The sequence below is a fragment of the Sulfobacillus thermotolerans genome (genome assembly GCF_039623705.1).
GTDB lineage: Bacteria > Bacillota > Sulfobacillia > Sulfobacillales > Sulfobacillaceae > Sulfobacillus > Sulfobacillus thermotolerans.
On record NZ_CP133983.1, the window covers coordinates 2,998,246 to 3,016,082 of the forward strand.

Annotated in this window: 19 protein-coding genes; 10 read left to right on the forward strand and 9 right to left on the reverse strand. The window is 53.1% G+C overall.

Annotation, left to right across the window (positions count from 1 at the left end; all coding sequences use genetic code 11):
• Positions 1-701 precede the first annotated feature (701 nt).
• Positions 702-935 carry a hypothetical protein gene (locus tag ORD20_RS15770; protein WP_242968328.1) on the forward strand — a complete coding sequence of 78 codons (234 nt, stop codon included), beginning with the start codon at positions 702-704 and terminating at the stop codon, positions 933-935.
• 546 nt (positions 936-1,481) lie between these two features.
• Here the strand turns inward: ORD20_RS15770 and ORD20_RS15775 are convergent.
• Together ORD20_RS15775 and ORD20_RS15780 are read right to left on the reverse strand one after the other, a co-directional pair.
• Positions 1,482-2,081: a hypothetical protein gene (locus tag ORD20_RS15775; protein ID WP_146038990.1), complete on the reverse strand. Its 600-nt coding sequence runs from the start codon at positions 2,079-2,081 to the stop codon at positions 1,482-1,484.
• Between the two features lie 35 nt (positions 2,082-2,116).
• Positions 2,117-2,566: an amidase domain-containing protein gene (locus ORD20_RS15780; RefSeq protein ID WP_146038989.1), complete on the reverse strand. Its 450-nt coding sequence runs from the start codon at positions 2,564-2,566 to the stop codon at positions 2,117-2,119.
• 489 nt (positions 2,567-3,055) lie between these two features.
• Here ORD20_RS15780 and ORD20_RS15785 point away from each other — a divergent pair, with 489 nt between their 5' ends.
• Complete coding sequence (locus ORD20_RS15785; RefSeq protein ID WP_158246192.1) at positions 3,056-3,214, forward strand: hypothetical protein; 159 nt, start codon at positions 3,056-3,058, stop codon at positions 3,212-3,214.
• Between the two features lie 631 nt (positions 3,215-3,845).
• Here ORD20_RS15785 and ORD20_RS15790 read toward each other — a convergent pair.
• On the reverse strand, positions 3,846-4,088 hold the full coding sequence (locus tag ORD20_RS15790; RefSeq protein WP_103374732.1) for a MobA/MobL family protein: 243 nt from the start codon (positions 4,086-4,088) through the stop codon (positions 3,846-3,848).
• Between the two features lie 140 nt (positions 4,089-4,228).
• Here ORD20_RS15790 and ORD20_RS15795 point away from each other — a divergent pair, with 140 nt between their 5' ends.
• Positions 4,229-5,527: an NAD-dependent succinate-semialdehyde dehydrogenase gene (locus ORD20_RS15795; RefSeq protein ID WP_430626354.1), complete on the forward strand. Its 1,299-nt coding sequence runs from the start codon at positions 4,229-4,231 to the stop codon at positions 5,525-5,527.
• Positions 5,528-5,627: 100 nt separating this feature from the next.
• Here ORD20_RS15795 and ORD20_RS15800 read toward each other — a convergent pair whose 3' ends face one another.
• Complete coding sequence (locus ORD20_RS15800) at positions 5,628-5,831, reverse strand: DNA-3-methyladenine glycosylase I (RefSeq protein WP_430626355.1); 204 nt, start codon at positions 5,829-5,831, stop codon at positions 5,628-5,630.
• Between the two features lie 21 nt (positions 5,832-5,852).
• Positions 5,853-6,617: a TatD family hydrolase gene (locus ORD20_RS15805; RefSeq protein ID WP_158246191.1), complete on the reverse strand. Its 765-nt coding sequence runs from the start codon at positions 6,615-6,617 to the stop codon at positions 5,853-5,855.
• Positions 6,618-6,703: 86 nt separating this feature from the next.
• Here ORD20_RS15805 and ORD20_RS15810 point away from each other — a divergent pair, with 86 nt between their 5' ends.
• On the forward strand, positions 6,704-7,429 hold the full coding sequence (locus tag ORD20_RS15810; RefSeq protein WP_304465934.1) for a uracil-DNA glycosylase: 726 nt from the start codon (positions 6,704-6,706) through the stop codon (positions 7,427-7,429).
• Positions 7,430-7,481: 52 nt separating this feature from the next.
• Here ORD20_RS15810 and ORD20_RS15815 read toward each other — a convergent pair whose 3' ends face one another.
• Entirely contained in the window at positions 7,482-8,033 is a 552-nt protein-coding gene (locus ORD20_RS15815) for a DUF1269 domain-containing protein (RefSeq protein WP_242968327.1), read from the reverse strand.
• A 498-nt stretch (positions 8,034-8,531) separates the two neighbouring features.
• Between ORD20_RS15815 and ORD20_RS15820 the strand changes: the two genes are divergently transcribed.
• From ORD20_RS15820 to ORD20_RS15845, 6 genes are all read left to right on the forward strand, one after another.
• Complete coding sequence (locus tag ORD20_RS15820; RefSeq protein WP_430626356.1) at positions 8,532-9,080, forward strand: hypothetical protein; 549 nt, start codon at positions 8,532-8,534, stop codon at positions 9,078-9,080.
• A complete protein-coding gene (locus ORD20_RS15825; RefSeq protein WP_430626733.1) occupies positions 9,031-10,116 on the forward strand; it encodes a glycoside hydrolase family 15 protein in 1,086 nt (361 codons plus the stop codon). Before ORD20_RS15820 ends, ORD20_RS15825 begins: the two co-directional genes overlap by 50 nt.
• Positions 10,117-10,240: 124 nt before the next feature.
• A complete protein-coding gene (locus tag ORD20_RS15830) occupies positions 10,241-11,170 on the forward strand; it encodes a type I glyceraldehyde-3-phosphate dehydrogenase (protein ID WP_430626357.1) in 930 nt (309 codons plus the stop codon).
• Positions 11,167-12,357 (forward strand): phosphoglycerate kinase, encoded by a 1,191-nt coding sequence (locus tag ORD20_RS15835; protein ID WP_103374725.1) that lies wholly within the window; start codon positions 11,167-11,169, stop codon positions 12,355-12,357. Before ORD20_RS15830 ends, ORD20_RS15835 begins: the two co-directional genes overlap by 4 nt.
• Positions 12,358-12,395: 38 nt before the next feature.
• A complete protein-coding gene (locus tag ORD20_RS15840) occupies positions 12,396-13,130 on the forward strand; it encodes an SDR family NAD(P)-dependent oxidoreductase (RefSeq protein ID WP_158246189.1) in 735 nt (244 codons plus the stop codon).
• Positions 13,131-13,280: 150 nt separating this feature from the next.
• Complete coding sequence (locus tag ORD20_RS15845) at positions 13,281-13,700, forward strand: universal stress protein (protein WP_103374723.1); 420 nt, start codon at positions 13,281-13,283, stop codon at positions 13,698-13,700.
• Between the two features lie 55 nt (positions 13,701-13,755).
• Here the strand turns inward: ORD20_RS15845 and ORD20_RS15850 are convergent, their stop codons facing one another.
• The 3 genes from ORD20_RS15850 to ORD20_RS15860 all read right to left on the reverse strand — a co-directional run bounded on the left by ORD20_RS15850 (position 13,756) and on the right by ORD20_RS15860 (position 17,684).
• Positions 13,756-14,745: an oxidoreductase gene (locus ORD20_RS15850; protein WP_103374722.1), complete on the reverse strand. Its 990-nt coding sequence runs from the start codon at positions 14,743-14,745 to the stop codon at positions 13,756-13,758.
• A 52-nt stretch (positions 14,746-14,797) separates the two neighbouring features.
• Complete coding sequence (locus ORD20_RS15855; RefSeq protein ID WP_103374721.1) at positions 14,798-16,393, reverse strand: acyl-CoA synthetase; 1,596 nt, start codon at positions 16,391-16,393, stop codon at positions 14,798-14,800.
• Between the two features lie 112 nt (positions 16,394-16,505).
• Positions 16,506-17,684, reverse strand: a complete 1,179-nt coding sequence (locus tag ORD20_RS15860; protein WP_103374720.1) for an MFS transporter — start codon at positions 17,682-17,684, stop codon at positions 16,506-16,508.
• Positions 17,685-17,837 lie beyond the last annotated feature (153 nt).

Consider the following 17,837-nt stretch of genomic DNA (forward strand, 5'->3'; position numbering starts at 1 on the left):
GCCCGCGACGGGTCTGTCCCTAACGAAGCCATTTATGTTTTCACGGATTTCTTGGCTACGTGGGGCTGCCGCGCAGATATGGGGATGGTAAAGGCTTGGGAATGCGTTGGTTGGAGGTCGCTGCTGCCAGAGAGTAAACTGGGAAAATAGAGCGGGTCACCGCTGGGCGGGACTACGACAGCTTTAGGGGGGCAGGAGTCTAGAAGCCCCGCAAACTGCGTGCGCGGTGTGAGGGATCGCTCTTCTGGCAGGCGTCGCAATTGACGGACCTGCGTGCCCAGACTTTGCGTAGGCGAACTCACCCGAGCATACCCGTAAATGATGGGGTTTTCGCTCCGGTTTTCAATATGATTAATGAGTCAAGCATACGATACGTTGGAAACGACGACAATCCGTCTCTGGAAATCCGTCTCAACTGGGTGTACCCAAATGAGACTGTCAGATGGGTACACCTGACACAGGGGCGGACTCAGAAAGTGTTCGTCAGGATTCTATGACCCTTCTCAAGAGGTGTTTTGTCACGATCCGGTCTCGGGTCAGGTGCACACCATGAGTAACGGCGGATTCGAAGCCGGGCGCCAACGTCTCAAAAACGGTGTCCCGCCCGCTTTGCGGGCGCGTCCTGCGAGGGTCAAGACCACTGTCCCGTCGCTCAGGGCCTGCGCATTCCCTTACAGACTGATCGGCGGATTTTTACGCCCATGGACCGGGCCAGTTATCAATGGAAGCATGAGTATGCCCATCGCACGGCGGTGGAACAGGTGAACAGTCGGTTGGATGTATCGTTTGCGTTTGGGTTCGAATGGTATACCATTCGGGGATTCAAGAAAATGCACCTCCGCTGTGGTTTAGCCCTCGTCGTCATGTTGGCGATGGCGCTCGGACGGATACGGCAGCGGCGATCTCAGCGGGCGCGCCGCCTGGTGGGGTCGTGAACCCCACCCAATCATCGAAATTCCTGAACGGCCCGTCGGGCCGCTGTTTTGGCGTCGATTCCTCCTGTTCCGCCATAATTGAGGCCCATTGACTCTCTGGGATCTGCGTTACAAACAGCTGTGGACTCGCCACGCATGGACTGAAATTGGCGACAGCGGAAAAAACTCTTCAATAGGATATACTGTGCACGCTATGTCACCCCGTGATCCGATTAGCCCGCACCAACGACTCACTGAGTAAGAAAACAGCCAGTGCCAGAAATCGCGTCGTAAACACCATTATTGACGCCTCGGGGTTTTAGTCAAACTTACCCAAGTTGAGTCTGCCACGCTTAGGAACATCAGAGATTCGTAGAGATTTAGTTCCATGGATGACTGGGTCAAAACTCTAGTAAAACTTGCTTAAGGACAAGTGCCTCCGAGCTACCTGAGAGGCAGTGCCGAAGTGTCAAAGCCGAGAATACCCCCGATCTAGTGCTAGTCAGTAAATTTTGGTCACTATAACTCGAACATCCTTTTGAAGCAATGTTCGGGATAATAGGGACCTTAAGGGCCCTCTCCTGGAAGAAAGTTGCTCACTTGATTGGATATCAACCATTGTCCATTAATTTCTTCCAAAGTAGTTGTTCCATATAATCCATTTATCGCCTTATAAGGTTGTGACCATGAGGCGGTCGTGGAATTTCGCCATTGACTGGTAAAAGAAAGTTGGGCTTGCCATGTTGCTGTCGCTAATCCGTTTTTTATGGTAAGGGACGTTAAGTCGAGAGATGTGACAATATCCTGTGTCCGCCGTTCAGTAGCAACATTGGTCAAAGCTGTTTGATACCCCGCTAAGTCGGTATCAAACAAGGGACTTTGTGGCCTAAAGACATTGGATAATACCGTCTCTTGATTTTGTAAAAGACTATTTTTTTGAGACAGCGAAAGCGCTGTTCCGAGTGGTACGGATGTTAGAGGGATTACTCCTCCGGGAGCACTAATCGCTTCAGCAATTTTTTCTGCAATTTGGTTGCTATTGCTATTAGTCGAATCAGCCCGTAGTTTGTTCAAGATAATCGTACTCATGATACTCATGAGAACAGCGGCGGCTAGAAATGACCATTTATGATTTTTTACCAATTTCCATGGATGAATAATCATCATAGCACCTCCTTCATTCTTTTCCTTATTTCTGTATATTAAGAGGCATCGATAGTGACCAAAAAAATAGTTGTGGTACTAGCCTGACTATTATACGGATATAGAGACCAAAATGCATGGTATCGATTATTTGTATTTTCATCAACGTAATTTCCAACAAAGCCACTGTCAGGATCGGTACCATAGCCGGTCTGAATTGCTGCGTGACTAATACCTAATCCCTGGCCCCAATTAAAAAACAGCACATCGCCCTTATAGATACCGCTTGATGAATTGACATCGGTTCCTGGTGCCGTGCCATAAAGATTACCGTAGCCATATTGGGTTAATCTTTGATAAAGGTCATCAGCTACAGTCCATGAATAGGCATATTGAATTATTAGACGTTGTTTCTGGTTCTCCGGTGTGAGTATCGTAATAAATTGTTTCTGACAATTCCCCTGCATAAAGACTTTGAGATACGAAGTTGGCGACAAGTACCACCGCACGGCGGTGGTCCAATAACGCAGGAGGGATGTATCTTGGCCAACGTGAACTTAGAAACGGACTTCGTCCGGTTTACCGTAGAATCGAAAGGCAAGCACAATCAAGAGTTCCTGCTGGAAAACATGTGCTGAGCATGCTGATGAATGAGTACCGACAGGCGTATGGGCCAGACGCTGCGGCGGCCGTCAGCGAGAAACTGAAGGGGCATTACGGGCGGTAAAGCGTTAGGCGGGTACGCACGATTTACAGTCAGGACTCGCTCCTCGGCAGCGCAAGTGGGCGTCTCCGAACGCGTCATCATAGCACAGGAGGTAGGATTATGAGTGACCATTTAAATGACCTAAAACCCCCGGGCACTCAAAATAATCCAATAATCAAGAAAGGGGGGCCCTCATGCCACGTCATCGGTCTTATCGCTTCTATCGACGGTATTCACGAAAGAGTTCAGCCGGTAGTGAGCCGTTGCTTATTCTCCTGCTGGTGGGTGGGGCATGACACCAGCGGCCATTTCGTTGGCGCGAGACAATGGATTTGAGTTATGGGATTCCCGCACTTTACTTAAACTGCAACAACAACGGACGGCGGTCAACGCTCAGCGCGCTCGTCCTCCCAAGAATGCTATCGAACGATTCTTACGCGGCATTAAGTGAGAGGGTTAAATATCGAGAACGTGGTCTGATATGCCCAAGTGTCCGAGCAGTTGATCAGTGTTTGACACCAAAAGAGCCGAACGCTGCTTACCCCATTGGATTGGCCGCAGGGTACTCATTCTCTTTTCCTGTATCGACGGTTTGCTTGGCCTCCGCCGCTTGCATGACTTCGTCGAGTTCATCCGCCGCCCGTGGGCTTGGGCATTCCCAGCAAAACCTTGTATGCCTGGGTCGCGGCCTACAAAGCCGATCCGGTCGAACCCTAGGACCAGCGCGAACGCGCTGGAACCGGCCCTCGTCCGACGACGCGGGCGAGTGAGCCGAAGTGGCGGTGGCGAGCGGGACATACGCACGGTGACGTAGTCTACAGGAAACGAGGTTTGCGGCGAAGCCATTAAGCCAAGATGAGTCCCTAGGCTAAGAGAGAGACGGTTGACGAACACGAACCGATTCACATGCATCAGTTCTTTGAGAGCGCGTCGCTAGGCAGAGATGTCCGGAGCGACTGGCGGCATGCCAGGATAAAGACTGCGATCGGCAACCTCACTCCCGCATCGCGTCCCCCCCGTGAACTGGGGAATACGGGGTGCGATGCCATGGGATGGTCCCACGACGCCCACCCCGTTGACGCTTACGTTGGACGCATGTCCTCTTCTTCGACCATAAACCGATTCCTCATGATCAGCAAATGTGCGGGAGAGCCAGTTCTTCTACTCGGCTGCATCGATCGCCGTTCACAAGGCCTGCCGATGGCGTCCGCAGGCGCCAGGATGACGGTCTCGCGCACATCTCCGCTGCGGGAGTAGTCAGGCGTAAGGCCCGACCGGGCATCGGTGAGGGCGGCACCGACGCGATACGCCGCCGCGTCCACCACTGATCGGCCAGGAGACCACTCGGGTAATGAAAATCAGGCCTTATCCATATTGATAAACCGCGGGATACGGTGGCGTGATAAAATTTGGATGAGTGAGGTTGAGAGGATATGCCAACTCTCAAGGAGAAGGAGAATAAACGATGGAAATTGATAAAGCTCGCTTGTATATCGGGGGCGAATGGACCGAAGCGGCCGCGGGAACGTATTTTGATGTCGTCAATCCTGCGACTGAGCAAGTCATCGCCCGCGTCCCGGATGCTGGGCCCCAGGATATGCGCCGGGCCATTGATGCGGCCCTAGCGGTTCAAGCTTCTTGGGCGGATGCACCGGCCGCTGAGAGGGCGCAAATCTTGTTGCGAGCTGCGCAATCTATGCGGGCGCAATTGGAAGACTTAGCGCGGCTCATGACCGAAGAGGAAGGGAAGCCGCTGAGTGAATCGCGCGGCGAGATCGCTTATGCCGCTTCGTTCTTCGAATGGTTTGCGGAAGAGGCAAAACGTGTGTATGGGGAAATAATTCCCGCCAATTCCGCAAATAAACGAATTCTTGTCATTAAACGACCGGTTGGTTTGTCTTTGGCGATTACTCCGTGGAATTTTCCTGCGGCGATGATTACTCGCAAAGTAGGGCCCGCTTTAGCCGCCGGGTGTCCCGTGATTGTCAAACCCTCGGAACTAACACCATTATCCGCTTTCGCTATTGCGAAGATTTTAGAAGACGCGGGCTTGCCACTAGGGGTGTTGTCGGTACTCACCGGAACGCAACCCGGACCGTTGGTGCAAGTGGCCATGGATGAGTTTTCGGTGCGAAAAATTTCGTTCACTGGGTCGACTGCGGTCGGCAAGCGGTTGATGGTGCAAGCCGCTGAGACCATGAAGCGGGTCTCGTTGGAACTAGGTGGGCAAGCGCCGTTCATTGTGTTTGCTGATGCCGATCTTGACGCGGCAGTAGAAAATGCCGTCATTGCCAAAATGCGGAGTGTTGGCGAAAGTTGCGTGGCTGCGAATCGAATGTATGTCCAACGTCCGGTGCTTGAGGCCTTTAGCCGTAAATTGACGGATGCTTTAGCTACGATGCGGATGGGCGACGGGTTGCAAAATGATGTGACAGTGGGCCCGCTGATTGACGGGCGAGCGGTGGCGAAGGTTGAACGGCATGTGGCTGATGCCCAAAAACAGGGAGCGCGACTGCTGTTAGGGGGTACGCGCCCACAAGGCCCTGGCTATTTTTATCCACCGACGGTGTTAGCAGGCGTTACGGACTCGATGCTTATTGCCCAGGAAGAAACCTTTGGGCCTGTTGCGGCGATCTTGGCGTTTGATACCGAGGATGAAGTCATTGCACGTGCGAATAATACGCGTGCGGGACTGGCCGCATATTATTTTACACGGGATGTTGGGCGCGTCATGCGTTTAGCCGAACATCTTGAATATGGCTAACGATGGTTTGCCACTTTGGGTATCGGGCTTAAGAAGGCAGCCATTATGGGATAGACGAATACTTGGACATCAAATATGTGTCGTTGGGCGGCATTAATTGCTAAAAAAGAGTCGTGGTGGTGGGGTACTCAAGCGTTTCACGCATGACCACACCAGAGCTGGTGAGCCAACTAAGCCCTGCTTGGGCGCTTTCCAATACGATAAATTCAAACAGGCGCGTGTCGTCTAATACGGGGACACCCCATTCGGTGTCGTGGTATTGCCGATATAACGGATCTGTTCCTTCCCATCCACAGCCAGCCACGTGAAGGTCTCCTTTTCCATGTCATATTCGTGAGTCCGAGGGAACAAAGAAGGCGAGCGCATTATGAATGGCAATTTTTCGCCAACTGCTCGGTTGCGGCGACCATGTGTCAAGAAAATCTGTCAAGGCCCGGATTTCTGCGGGTTCACCGTCTTGGCGATCTTGACGATGGGGCCACGGGGCATCGGTTTCCAGCAAAATTTGGTGTGGGGGCCACAAAGACAAGAGGTTCTGATCCCGCTCACGCCAGATGACATCGGGGGTGATGCCTACAAAGTAGTGGCGTGCGATCATTTCTTGCACTAAATCAAGAGGGGCCTTCAACCAGTGGAAGACGACGCGCGGAATGTGCGGAAAGTCTTCCAAAATGCGCAGCATGGGCTCACACGATTGATGGACGGCATGAATAATCACCGGGAGTTGTCTTTGTTCAGCCCAGCTGAGTTGAATATGGAGCCACTCCCAGTTGCGATTGAATGCAGCGCGAGACAGCTGGCGATAGACCGGCAAACCGATTTCTCCGATGGCCGCGATGGGTTCGTTGTGGATAATGGACCATACGCTGTGAAGCGCATCAGCTGCGTGGTCGACTTCCGGATGAAGCCCGATCGCGCGGATATGCTGGATTCCTGAGAATGCACCTGTTTTTAACAGGCGAGACTGCGCCTTGTAACTATAGGGCGAGGTCGCCACTAAGACCCACGTGGTCACCCCAGCGTCTATGGCCCGCTGGACAGCAGACCGCGGGTGGGGCAATTGGTCGAGATGCACGTGGGTGTCCCACAACGGTGGGGTCTGCCTTAAGCGCCGTTCATCCATGCTATGATGATAGCAGGCAATGGCCTTAGATCCAAGGCGAGGTGAGGGCCTGGGTGCCAGTGACCGATGACATTGAAGGAGCTTCGAGTCTTATGCATGCATTGGAACGCTTATCAGAGGATATTGTGTCATGTGGGCGTTGTCCACGGTTGGTGGCATGGCGCGAACGCGTGGCAGAGGAGAAAGTGCGCCGTTTTGCGCAGGAGACGTATTGGGGAAAACCGCTTTCGGGCTTTGGCGACGCGCATGCTCAATTAGTGATAGTAGGGCTTGCGCCCGCCGCTCATGGGGGCAATCGCACGGGAAGGATGTTTACAGGGGATTCGTCCGCCGATTGGCTCGTCCATGCGCTTTATGTGAATGGATTTGCTAATCAGCCCCATAGCGTCGCATCAAACGATGGACTCGCGCTGCGTAACGCCTATGTGACAGCCGCGGTCCGGTGTGCGCCGCCGCAAAACAAACCGACGGCCGAAGAAGTGCAAGCCTGCCGCCCCTATCTGGAAGCTGAGCTCAGAATTTTGGCCCCTCGGGTGATTGTGGCACTGGGGCGGGTGGCGTTTCAAGCGGTCCGGCATTATTTAAAAATTAGCGGATCCGACCAGCGTTCCTTAATCTTCAAGCATGGGGCACAGTTTGATCTCGAGCTACCAAGTCATAGCCTTACCCTGATTGCCTCCTATCACCCCAGTCGGCAAAATACCCAAACGGGAAAATTGACGGTCACGATGTTTAATGACATCTTTCAAAGCGCCAGGGCAATTCTTGAATCGCCTTAAAGGCCAGCCCGTTTACGTGAGGGGCTGGCCTTATGGCGGCCCATAGAGCGTTTTAACTGGCTGAGTAGATGGTGCTTTCTGTGGCTTTGGCCTGATCAATAAGGGCTTTGGCCCGCTGCACATCTTCGGGTGAACCGTGGACAATAAGGACATATTTGTCCGCTTTAATCGCTTCTTCATAACGAATGACGCTATGTTTGGGCACCCCGATATTGACTAAGGCGGCCCCCAAGGCACTCAGCCCTCCAACCACGACGCCGCCTTCCAAAGCGCCGACTAAGACTGCCACTAAGGGGCCGGCAGCTAAAATCGGTCCGACGCCGGGGACTAAAAAGAATCCTGCGCCAAAGAGCAGTCCCCAGAAGCCTCCCCAGATAGCGCCCCATGTGGCGCCGATTCCTCCCCAGACCTTCATCTTTTTTTCTGTGGTGTAATAGCCGATGGGATGTTCTTCAGAATGGTAGCCCTTACCAATAATAGACAGCTTCTTCATGTCAAAGCCAGCCTTTTGCAGTTCTTTGACCGCGTTATCGGCTAACTCGTGGGTGTCGTAAATCGCTATTGCGGCGGACCCACCCATGTCTTTTACATCATCGTCTGCCATGGAATCATCCTCCTTGTCGGTGTGCCTCGGATCCAGTATGGGCGATGTCGTGGGGGCTCATACCATGTAGAGCTACGTCTACCCCTACCACTATATCATGGCACACTCTTTGCCTGCAGGCTCTTAGATGGTTGCAATCCTTTTTTGTCTTTATATCATGGATTGTCGTCTGAACAAGATGGTGTGGCTTAACCAATGTGATCTCACGAGGAAGGCCCCTGTTCCCCTCACGGCGCGGGCAATAGCCATGGGGCGTGGGGGCGACTGGATGATGGTCCTCTTTCTATGAGCCACCGTGCGTGATGTCCCACGCCTGGCTAAACGGTACAACGAGCATAGCACCGCGGTAGGCATTGAACCTGTCTTGGGCTGAAGCGTTTTTGGATTAAACGGCCTCACCCCGAGCCTTTTGTGAGATGATGAAGAGCGAAGAACACGCACGGGAAGAGAACCTTTGTGCGTGAGATGAGGAGATCGCCCGATAAGGGAGGGGTTTTTATGTCAGCAGCACCAGGCCATCCCGGATTAGACGCGACATGGACTAGTAGCGCCAAGCACGGGGTCGGTACGGCGATGGCAGATACGTCGCGTGTTTGGTTTACGCTATCGCATGGGATTTTGAATGAAATCTATTTCCCCCGGATGGATGTGGCCAATACCCGGGATGCGCAATTGTTAATTGTGTCGCGCGACGGACAGTTTTGGGAAGAAAAACGAGACTTAATTCATGAGGTGCAGTACATTCATCCCGATGCTCCGGCGTATAAGCTGATCAATACGGACCCGCAAGGACGGTTTCGGATCACGAAACGCATTGTGACCTGGCCGGAAGGGGATGCGTTGCTCACGCACGTCCGTTTTGAAGTACTGCAAGGGGCACGGAGCGATTACCGGGTCTTTTTTCTCCTGGCACCTCACATTAAAAATCAAGGTGGCCACAATAACGCCGCGCTAATCGACTTGCGAGGTAGGCAGGCGGTTATGGCTTGGCGTGGAGATGCAGCGCTGTGCATTGGTAGTACGGTGTCTTGCGCGGCGTCGCGGTGACAATGATGTCGCGGCTTATTGCGAAATGCTGGCGGATTATTGGCAAGGACGCATTGACAAGTGGACTTTCACGGAACATGGACAAGTGGATCCCCGCTTTCCCTGTCACTACATCCGCATTCATACGCAAGCGCCTCGAAGTCCTGATGGGCGCATCGACCATGGTTTTGTGCCCATTAAAAATATGCCGCCCGGAGCCCCTAATCTTTACCCAGAAGAGGCGGTGATTGATGGCGGTTTTCTCGAATTAGTCCGTTATGGATTGAAAGCCGCCGATGATCCCCACATCACACAATCTGTTGCTGCGTATGATGCGATTTTAAAGCAAGAGTTGCCATATGGTCCGCTTTGGCATCGTTATAATCATGACGGCTATGGAGAACAAGAAGACGGCTCACCTTTTCAAGGGCATGGACGCGGACGGCTGTGGCCTTTATTAGCTGGGGAGCGAGGGCATTACGCCATAGCGCTGGGACAGTCTCCCGAGCCTTACTTGGCAGCCATGGAAGGGTCGGCCAGTATCGGGGGCCTTTTGCCGGAACAGGTGTGGGATAGCGCGGACATTCCTGAGCGAGAACTTTTTTTGGGACGGCCCTCGGGTTCGGCGATGCCGCTGGTCTGGGCCCATGCCGAATATATCAAACTCGTCCGCTCGGCCATGGATGGGCATGTCTTTGAACTGCCTGAGTTAGTGCATACCCGCTATATTCAACGTCCGCATGACGCTCGCCATTCGGGCATGCTGTTTTGGCAATTCAATCATAAACGCCTACACTGGCATGCGGGGGATCAGCTTTTACGTATTGCCGTACCACGACCTGGGGTGCTCGTCTATACCACAGACGAGTGGGCCCATGTTTTAAACGCGGAGCTGCACGATGCCCATGTTGGTATGTATTATCACGACATTGCCTTGCATGGCCTTACGGCGGTGGAATTCACTTTTTACTGGTCTACGGAACAACGCTGGGAAGGGATGAATTACCGAATGGAGCGGAGTGAGGGTGTCGCCCCTGCACGGTCAGGATGTCAATAACCCATGCTGAAGCTAGAGACGAGATAGACGCACGCAATGGACAACAACGATGGGCTCCACGGCTCATCGTTGTTGTCCATTGGGGGGAGAAATCAGGGCCATATGGGCGAGCCTGTTTGATATTGTGGCCATCAATGATCAAACTGATGCGGCGACGCTGGCGCACTTATTGACCTACGATTCCAACTATGGGCGATTTCACGCGGATGTCGTGGCTGCGGGCCGATCTCTCCGCGTAGATGGTCATGACGTCCACGTTTTCTCCGAACACAATGCTGGGGCCATTCCATGGGGACCGTTAGGAGTCGACATCGTGATTGAGGCCAGCGGGCGCTATACCGATGGGGATTTGGCCCGGGCTCATATTGAGCGGGCAGGAGCTCAAAAAGTGATCATTACGGCACCCGCCGTGCATGAAGATCTGACGGTCGTCTTGGGTGTCAATGAAGAAGAGTATCGACCATGGAAGCATCAGGTACTGTCCATGTCCTCGTGCACGACAAATTGTGCGGCACCAGTAGCCAAGGTGCTGGATGAAACGTTCGGGCTGGAAACAGGCCTCATGACAACGATTCATGCCTACACGAATGATCAAAAATTAATGGATTCGCCTTATCCAGATTGGCGTTTGGCTCGGGCCGCAGCCCAGAACATTATTCCTGCCGGTACAGGTGCGGCTCAGTCATTCGATAGCATCTTACCGAGGTTAAAGGGGCGTCTGAATGGTGTGGCCATGCGCGTCCCCATTTCCGCCGTCTCGGTCGTGGATTTGACGATTCATACGCGATATCCCGCTTCTGTGTCTTCGGTGAATGAAGCCTTTCGCCTGGCGTCGTCGGGACTGCTTAAAGGCATTATGCAATATAGCGAGCTTCCGCTGGTGTCCATGGATTTCAAGGGCAATCCTCATTCGGCTATTGTCGATGGGACGCAAACCCTCGTCGTCGGTGAACATTTGGTCAAAACGATGGCATGGTATGACAATGAGTGGGCGTATGCGCAGCGCTTGGTCGATTTGACAGTGATGGTTGCAGAAAGGGATGGATGGCAATGACATTGACGTTACGGCGGATGAAAGATATGGATTCGGTCTATAACAAGAGAATTTTGGTGCGCGTTGATTTTAATGTGCCAATCGATCCACAAACCGGGTATGTGGGGGATGAAACACGTATCCAAGCGGTCTTGCCGACACTCAATCAGTTATTGCGCGCGGGTGCGCGTGTCGTGGTGATGAGTCATAAAGGTCGACCCCATGGCTGGGATGAGACCCAAAGTTTGGCCCCGGTCGTGCGTTATGTGCAATCACTTTTAGATTACCCCGTGCGCTTTATTGATAGCATTGTGTCCGATGAAACCACTGAGGCCGTCAACGCCCTGAAACCGGGGGAGATGTTGATTCTGCAGAATTTGCGTTTTGATCCCCGAGAACAAGCAAATGATCCGGAATTTGCGAAAGCGTTGGCGGCGTTGGGCGATGCCTATGTTGATGATGCGTTTTCCACCGCCCACCGCAGTGATGCGTCTATTGTCGGAATTCCTCAGTATCTCCCCGCTTATGCAGGACATCTGATGGAAACAGAGGTGATGACACTTGAGCATATCCTGGGCCGTCCTGCCAGGCCATATTGGGCCATTGTCGGCGGTGCGAAAGTGCCGGACAAACTAGCCATGCTTTTGCGACTCGTAGATAAGTTGGACGGACTGGTTCTAGGGGGCGCTATGGCCACCACCTTTTTAGCAGCGAAAGGCTACCCCATCGGACGTTCCTTGTACGGTCAAGGCTTGGAAACTCAGGCGCTGGACATTTTATCCAAGGCCCAAGCGCGGCATGTGCCCGTAATTCTGCCTGAAGACGTGATGGTGGCTCCGGCTATTGGCCCCAATGTTCCGAGCCGTTTGTGTGCGTTGGACGATGTTCATGACGATGAGCACATTGTCGATATCGGCCCCATGACGGTTCAGCGAATGGCAGAGGCCATTGAAGCATCGCGCACGGTTCTTTGGAATGGGCCGATGGGAGTTTTTGAATACGATGCGTTTGCCTATGGGACGCTGATGGTGGCGAACAAAGTAGCGGATATGCGTTGTGCGGTGGTTGTGGGGGGAGGCGATACCGTTGCGGCCATTGCAAAGGCAGGAGTGTCTTCACGCATGACCCATATATCCACGGGAGGTGGGGCATTGCTGCAGTGGGTGGAAGGTGAAGAATTGCCGGGTTTGCGCGTCCTTTATGCGTAATGTCTACACCAAAACATAATCCGACAGGAGATGTGAAGATGGCTCGCATTGTCGTGATTACCGGAGGAAATCGGGGGTTGGGCCAAGCCCTGGTGACAAAATTTAGTTTGCAAGGAGACCACGTGGCTGTGCTCGACATTGCGCCAACCCCGGATGACGAGACGCAGCAAATGCTGGAGGGGCACCAAGGACAATATCTGCCTTGTGATGTGCGCGATCGCCTCGCTGTGGAGGTGGCGATTCAACACATTACGGAGACGATGGGACCGATCGATGTCTTGGTCAACAATGTCGGGGCTTTACATGTTGCCGAATTTATGCAAATGACCGACGATGAATGGCAGAGGATGTTTGACGTCAACGTGAAAGGGCTTTTTACGGTCACTCAACGCGTCGCGCGAGACATGATAGCGCGGGAGCAAGGAACGATTGTGAATATTGCATCTATGTCGGGAAAAATGGCCATACCCGGTCAATCCGCTTATGGAGCGGCTAAAGCGGCCGTGATTCATTTGACGAAGGTGTTGGCATTGGAACTGGGTGTTTATCACATTCGCGTCAATAGCGTGTGTCCTGGCATCTTGTTTACCGATGTGGGCCACCGTAATATGGTGCAGCTCAGCGCACGCAAGGATTGGAAGGAACGATCGGCATTGAAACGGCTGGGCACACCTGATGACGTCGCAGAAGTGGTCGCGTTTCTCGCTTCGCCTGCGGCTGGGTATATGACGGGCCAAGCCATCAATGTCACGGGTGGTATGGTCATGGATTAAAGGCCTGTCGCGCCAAATGGCAGGAGCGAATTATGGTCTCTTGCGTTCCATGGATGGACCATTTGTCCATTAGCCAGAACGGCAGACTTTGATACAGTTAGGATGGAAAGAGGAGTTCCGCCATAATGCCTTTGAAAGGAGCTGTGTCATATGGCAATAAAAACGATTTTGTGGGCCACGGATGGATCAGAGAGTGCACAGAAAGCGGGAGCGATGGTCAAGCAGTTGAAAGAGGGATTTCCGCAGGCGAAGGTGGTTGCCTTATACGTTCAAGACCAGCTTATCTATCCGCCTGAAACATTAGTGCCAGAAGACGCGACTGATGCCTTAAACGCTCAGAGTTTTGTCGAACAGCAGGTCTTCAGTTTGTTTGAAAGGACGCCTGACATCGAATTTATGGTGGCCGAAGGCCAGCCATCGGCCCAGATCAATAAAATCGCGGAAAAGATTCATGCCGATTTAATTGTAATTGGCAGTCACGGATATACGGCATGGGACCGGTTTGTGTTAGGCAGCGCGAGTCGCCATTTGCTGGATCACACCACCTATCCCGTGTTAGTCGTGCGTTAATACCCTAGGCACCGGCGTGGCGCGGCACGTAAGCGCCACGCCACTGTACCTCGCGTTAAACGCGGACAATGACCCGGCCTAATACCTCTCCGCGTAAAATTTTTTCGCCAACCGCCGGAATCTCCTCTAAGGAGATTTCTTCAGCCAGAATGTCTTCAAGATGACGTGGTTTTAAATCAGAGCCCAGCCGTTCCCATAAATGCCGCCGCGCAAGATATGGATAGGACACCGAGTCAATACCCAGAAGGTTGACCCCACGCAAGATGAAAGGGAATACTGTCGTACTCAAGGTACTGCCGCCCGTTAGGCCACACACGGCAACGGACCCGCCGTATTGGGTGGTCTTAAGCACGTAGGCTAGCGTCTCACCCCCGACCGGGTCTACAGCACCGGCCCAGCGTTCAGCCTCGAGCGCTTTGGGCGAGGCTATGCTGACATCCTCTCGGGAGAGAATCACATCGGCGCCTAAGCGTTGCAAATAGGCATGCGCTGAGGCTTTACCCGTGCTGGCAACGACGTGATAGCCTAGGCGCGCTAAGATATCGACCGCAAAGCTGCCGACACCGCCGCTAGCGCCCGTTACCAAGACAGGGCCTTGATCGGGTCGAAGCCCATTGCGTTCTAGTTGCGTGATCGAAATACCGGCGGTGAGTCCAGCTGTTCCAATAATCATGGCTTCGCGTAAGCTGAGCCCTGGGGGTTTGGGAATGACCCAATCAGCCGGGACTCGCGCGTATTCGCTAAAACCGCCAAAGTGTTGGACACCTAATCCGTAGCTGGTGACCAGGACTTGGTCGCCTTCATGGAATCTCTTGTCGCTGGAGTGCCGAACCACACCCGCAAGGTCTACACCGGGAACCATGGGGTAGCGAAAAATGACTTTGCCGTGGGGGATCAATGCCAGACCATCCTTAAAATTTATGGAGGAATAATGCACGCGAATGGTTACATCCCCAGCAGGCAAATCGTTTAAGGTCATGTCGTGCATCTCGGCGCGAAACTCTGGTTCTTTACTGACCATTAATGCGCGAAATCCTTCACTCATGGGCAGGCCTCTTTTCTAAATAGAATGGGTCGTGGTCAAGGGTCACGACACGTTACTTAAATTGCTGACGCAACACGTTACGCCGGACCTTTCCAGACGCTGTGAGGGGCAACGTGTCTACAAAGGTAATTTCCCGCGGATATTCATGATAGGCCAAGCGGGTTTTGACCCATTGCTGCAAAGTGTCTTTCAGCGCCGCGGAGGCGTCGTTGGGGTTCTTAAGAACCACAAAAGCCGTGACAATTTGGCCTCGTAACGCATCGTCCTTGCCAACGACGGCGGCCATCAGCACGCTAGGATGCTGAAGAAGACATTCTTCGATTTCTCCTGGCCCGATGCGGTAACCACCGGACGAAATCAGATCATCGGCGCGCGCCACGAAGTGGATGTACCCGGCATCATCCTGGTAGCCCAGGTCGCCCGTCATCAGCCAATCCTTTTGCATTTTGGCCGCGGTGGCCGCAGGGTTGTTCCAGTATTCCAAAAACATTACAGGGTCAGGGCTTTTGACGGCGATGGTGCCAGTCTGCCCGTTTGCCAAAGGCACTCCGGCCTCGTTAACAATGGCGACGGTATGGCCAAACACAGGCAGCCCTGCAGCTCCCTCGGCGGTGGCCTCTAAGGCATCGCAATTCGACAACACCATATTACATTCGGTTTGCCCATAAAACTCATTAATAGTCAAACCCAACACCGATCGGCCCCACTGAATCATTTCTTGCCCCAGCGGCTCGCCTCCGCTCGCCACACTGCGGAGATGAAGGGCGAAGCGATCTTGGGGATTTTTGACTTGCCGCATCATTTTTAGTGCGGTTGGGGGTAAGAATGTATTCCGGATGGATGCAGTGTCCAGAAGGTGAAAGGCTTCTTCGGGGTCGAACTTCTCCATGCGGTGGGCCACGACGGGCACGCCCCAATATAAGGCAGGAAAGAGGACGTCAAATAGACCCCCAATCCAGGCCCAGTCGGCAGGAGTCCAGATGCGGTCGTGCGGCTGCGGCATGAGATTATGCGACAAGCTTACGCCAGGCAAGTGTCCTAGGAGCACGCGGTGAGCATGTAGCGCCCCTTTGGGTGCTCCCGTCGTGCCGGAGGTATAAATAATGACCGCGGGGTCGTTGCTCTGTGTTACGACGTATTCATGCGTAGGATGAGAACCCTGTAAGAGGTTTTCATAGCCGGCGAGTCCTGGGAGCACGGCCTCACCGGTAACGACAATGTGTTCTTGGACAAGAGATGGCAGAGCGGGTGCAATGTCGGCGACCATCTCTTGATGACTGGGGTCGGTAATAATGACCTTGGCCGCAGAATCGTTTAAACGATATGTCAGGGCGTCTGGGCCAAATAAAGAGAAGAGAGGAACGGCAACCGCCCCCATGCGGTAGATCGCGAGGTGCGATACCGCGAGTTCTACGCTCTGGCTGAGCAATACCGCCACGCGGTCGCCGCGGGTGATACCCAGGGCACGGAGTCCATTGGCTAAACGTGCGGACTTGTCGTTTAACATCCCAAAGGTAATGGGAGCCGTGCCATAGGGGATAAGCGCCTCTTGATTTGGGGGATGATTCAAACAGGCCGCCGCTATGTTGAATTGTTGGGGAATGTCCCATTGAAAATGGGTATAGGCATCCCAATAGAGGGTAGGCATGGGTGTGGTCCTCCTGACTCCAACTATTCTGGCGCTTCGTCCTCTTTTTAGTATACAAAATATGCTGGCGTCATCGGATAATACAATGGAGAACGGAGGCGTCGGACACCACTTAAAACTTGACACGCAGTAGCTGTTTATTGGGGTAAAGCCGCCAAATCATAATGGGCCAGATAATCCAAATGCCAAAGACCCAACGGATATCTTGTAATGGATCAAGGGGCCAGATCCATAGTACGGCCAATACTAGCAATAAAGCGATAAATCGTCCGACATTAATCCACACTTCCTTTATACCTGTGAGTTGAATTCGTTCTCCTTCGTCGCGGCTATACTCATTTATCATTGTCAGCGCACTGGCTTCCAAGGCGACTTTATAAGGCGGGTAGGAGAGTCCTATAACCATGCCCAACACGAATACGGAGGTACCTGATAAGGGGTGTTGCACGATGAACAAAACAAGGGCTGAGAGGGCTGTAGCAAGGGGGAGGCTCCACGAACGGCTTTGGGGCCACCGAGCTAGTGCCCAAAACACACCTCCTTCTAATACGGACTGACCGGCAATAAAAAGCCCGAGCCAGAGAGTACTGCGGGTTAGGATGTATAAAACGAGGTTCGGCAGAAAGAAATAGAGTCCATCGCGTAAGCCCAAAGCGCCAAAACTCCATAATAGACGTTGCCAATAGGGAATCTTCGGAAGCGGAGGATGGTTGCCGGAAGCAAGGTGCGCGCTTGTCGAGGGGCTACTTCCTATAATGAGAATAAGAGCGCCCATCAGGCTCAAAAGCGCCATCGCAAAGACGATTCGATATCCCGTTATACCTGGCACACTAGCAATAATCCACCCACTTAGTGGAGGAACCACGAGACCTAGAATCGCTTCAAGCGTCCCGGTCCAGGCATTATACCAACGCGACTGCTCAGAGGGAACCCATGAGGCCGCCAAAACAAAAAGGGCTAGCCAGTAGAAACTAGCGGATAATCCTTCGAGCAAGGCTAGAGGGATGTAATAGGTTCGGGCGTGAGTTTTTAATACCAAAAGCAGTGCAAGGTATAAGACGTTGAGCCAAATGCCCCAGGTCATCAGTCGGCGGGCACTAACACGGTGTGAAATGCGTGTGGCGCCCGCAAACGCGACAATCATGACCGCAAATAACAGCGCGTAAAAGAGAATGATCGCCCGCAGCCCTGTGCCGATGTCCCAAAACCAAGCACCTACAAAATTGGACGCCATATAAGATGCCAAGGTCCAGCCCGTGGCAATGAGAAACAAACGTGTAACCGGTTTCACGCGGGCCTCCTCTGTATGCAACAACCAACTCCATCATCCCATACCTAATCGGAAGATGCCAGAGGGAATCAGGGGCGATGATCCGCATGGAACACGGCCATTGTCCCCGGGAGGCATCCTTCAGCCACGCGAAGTCCCATGGCTTCTGTCCTT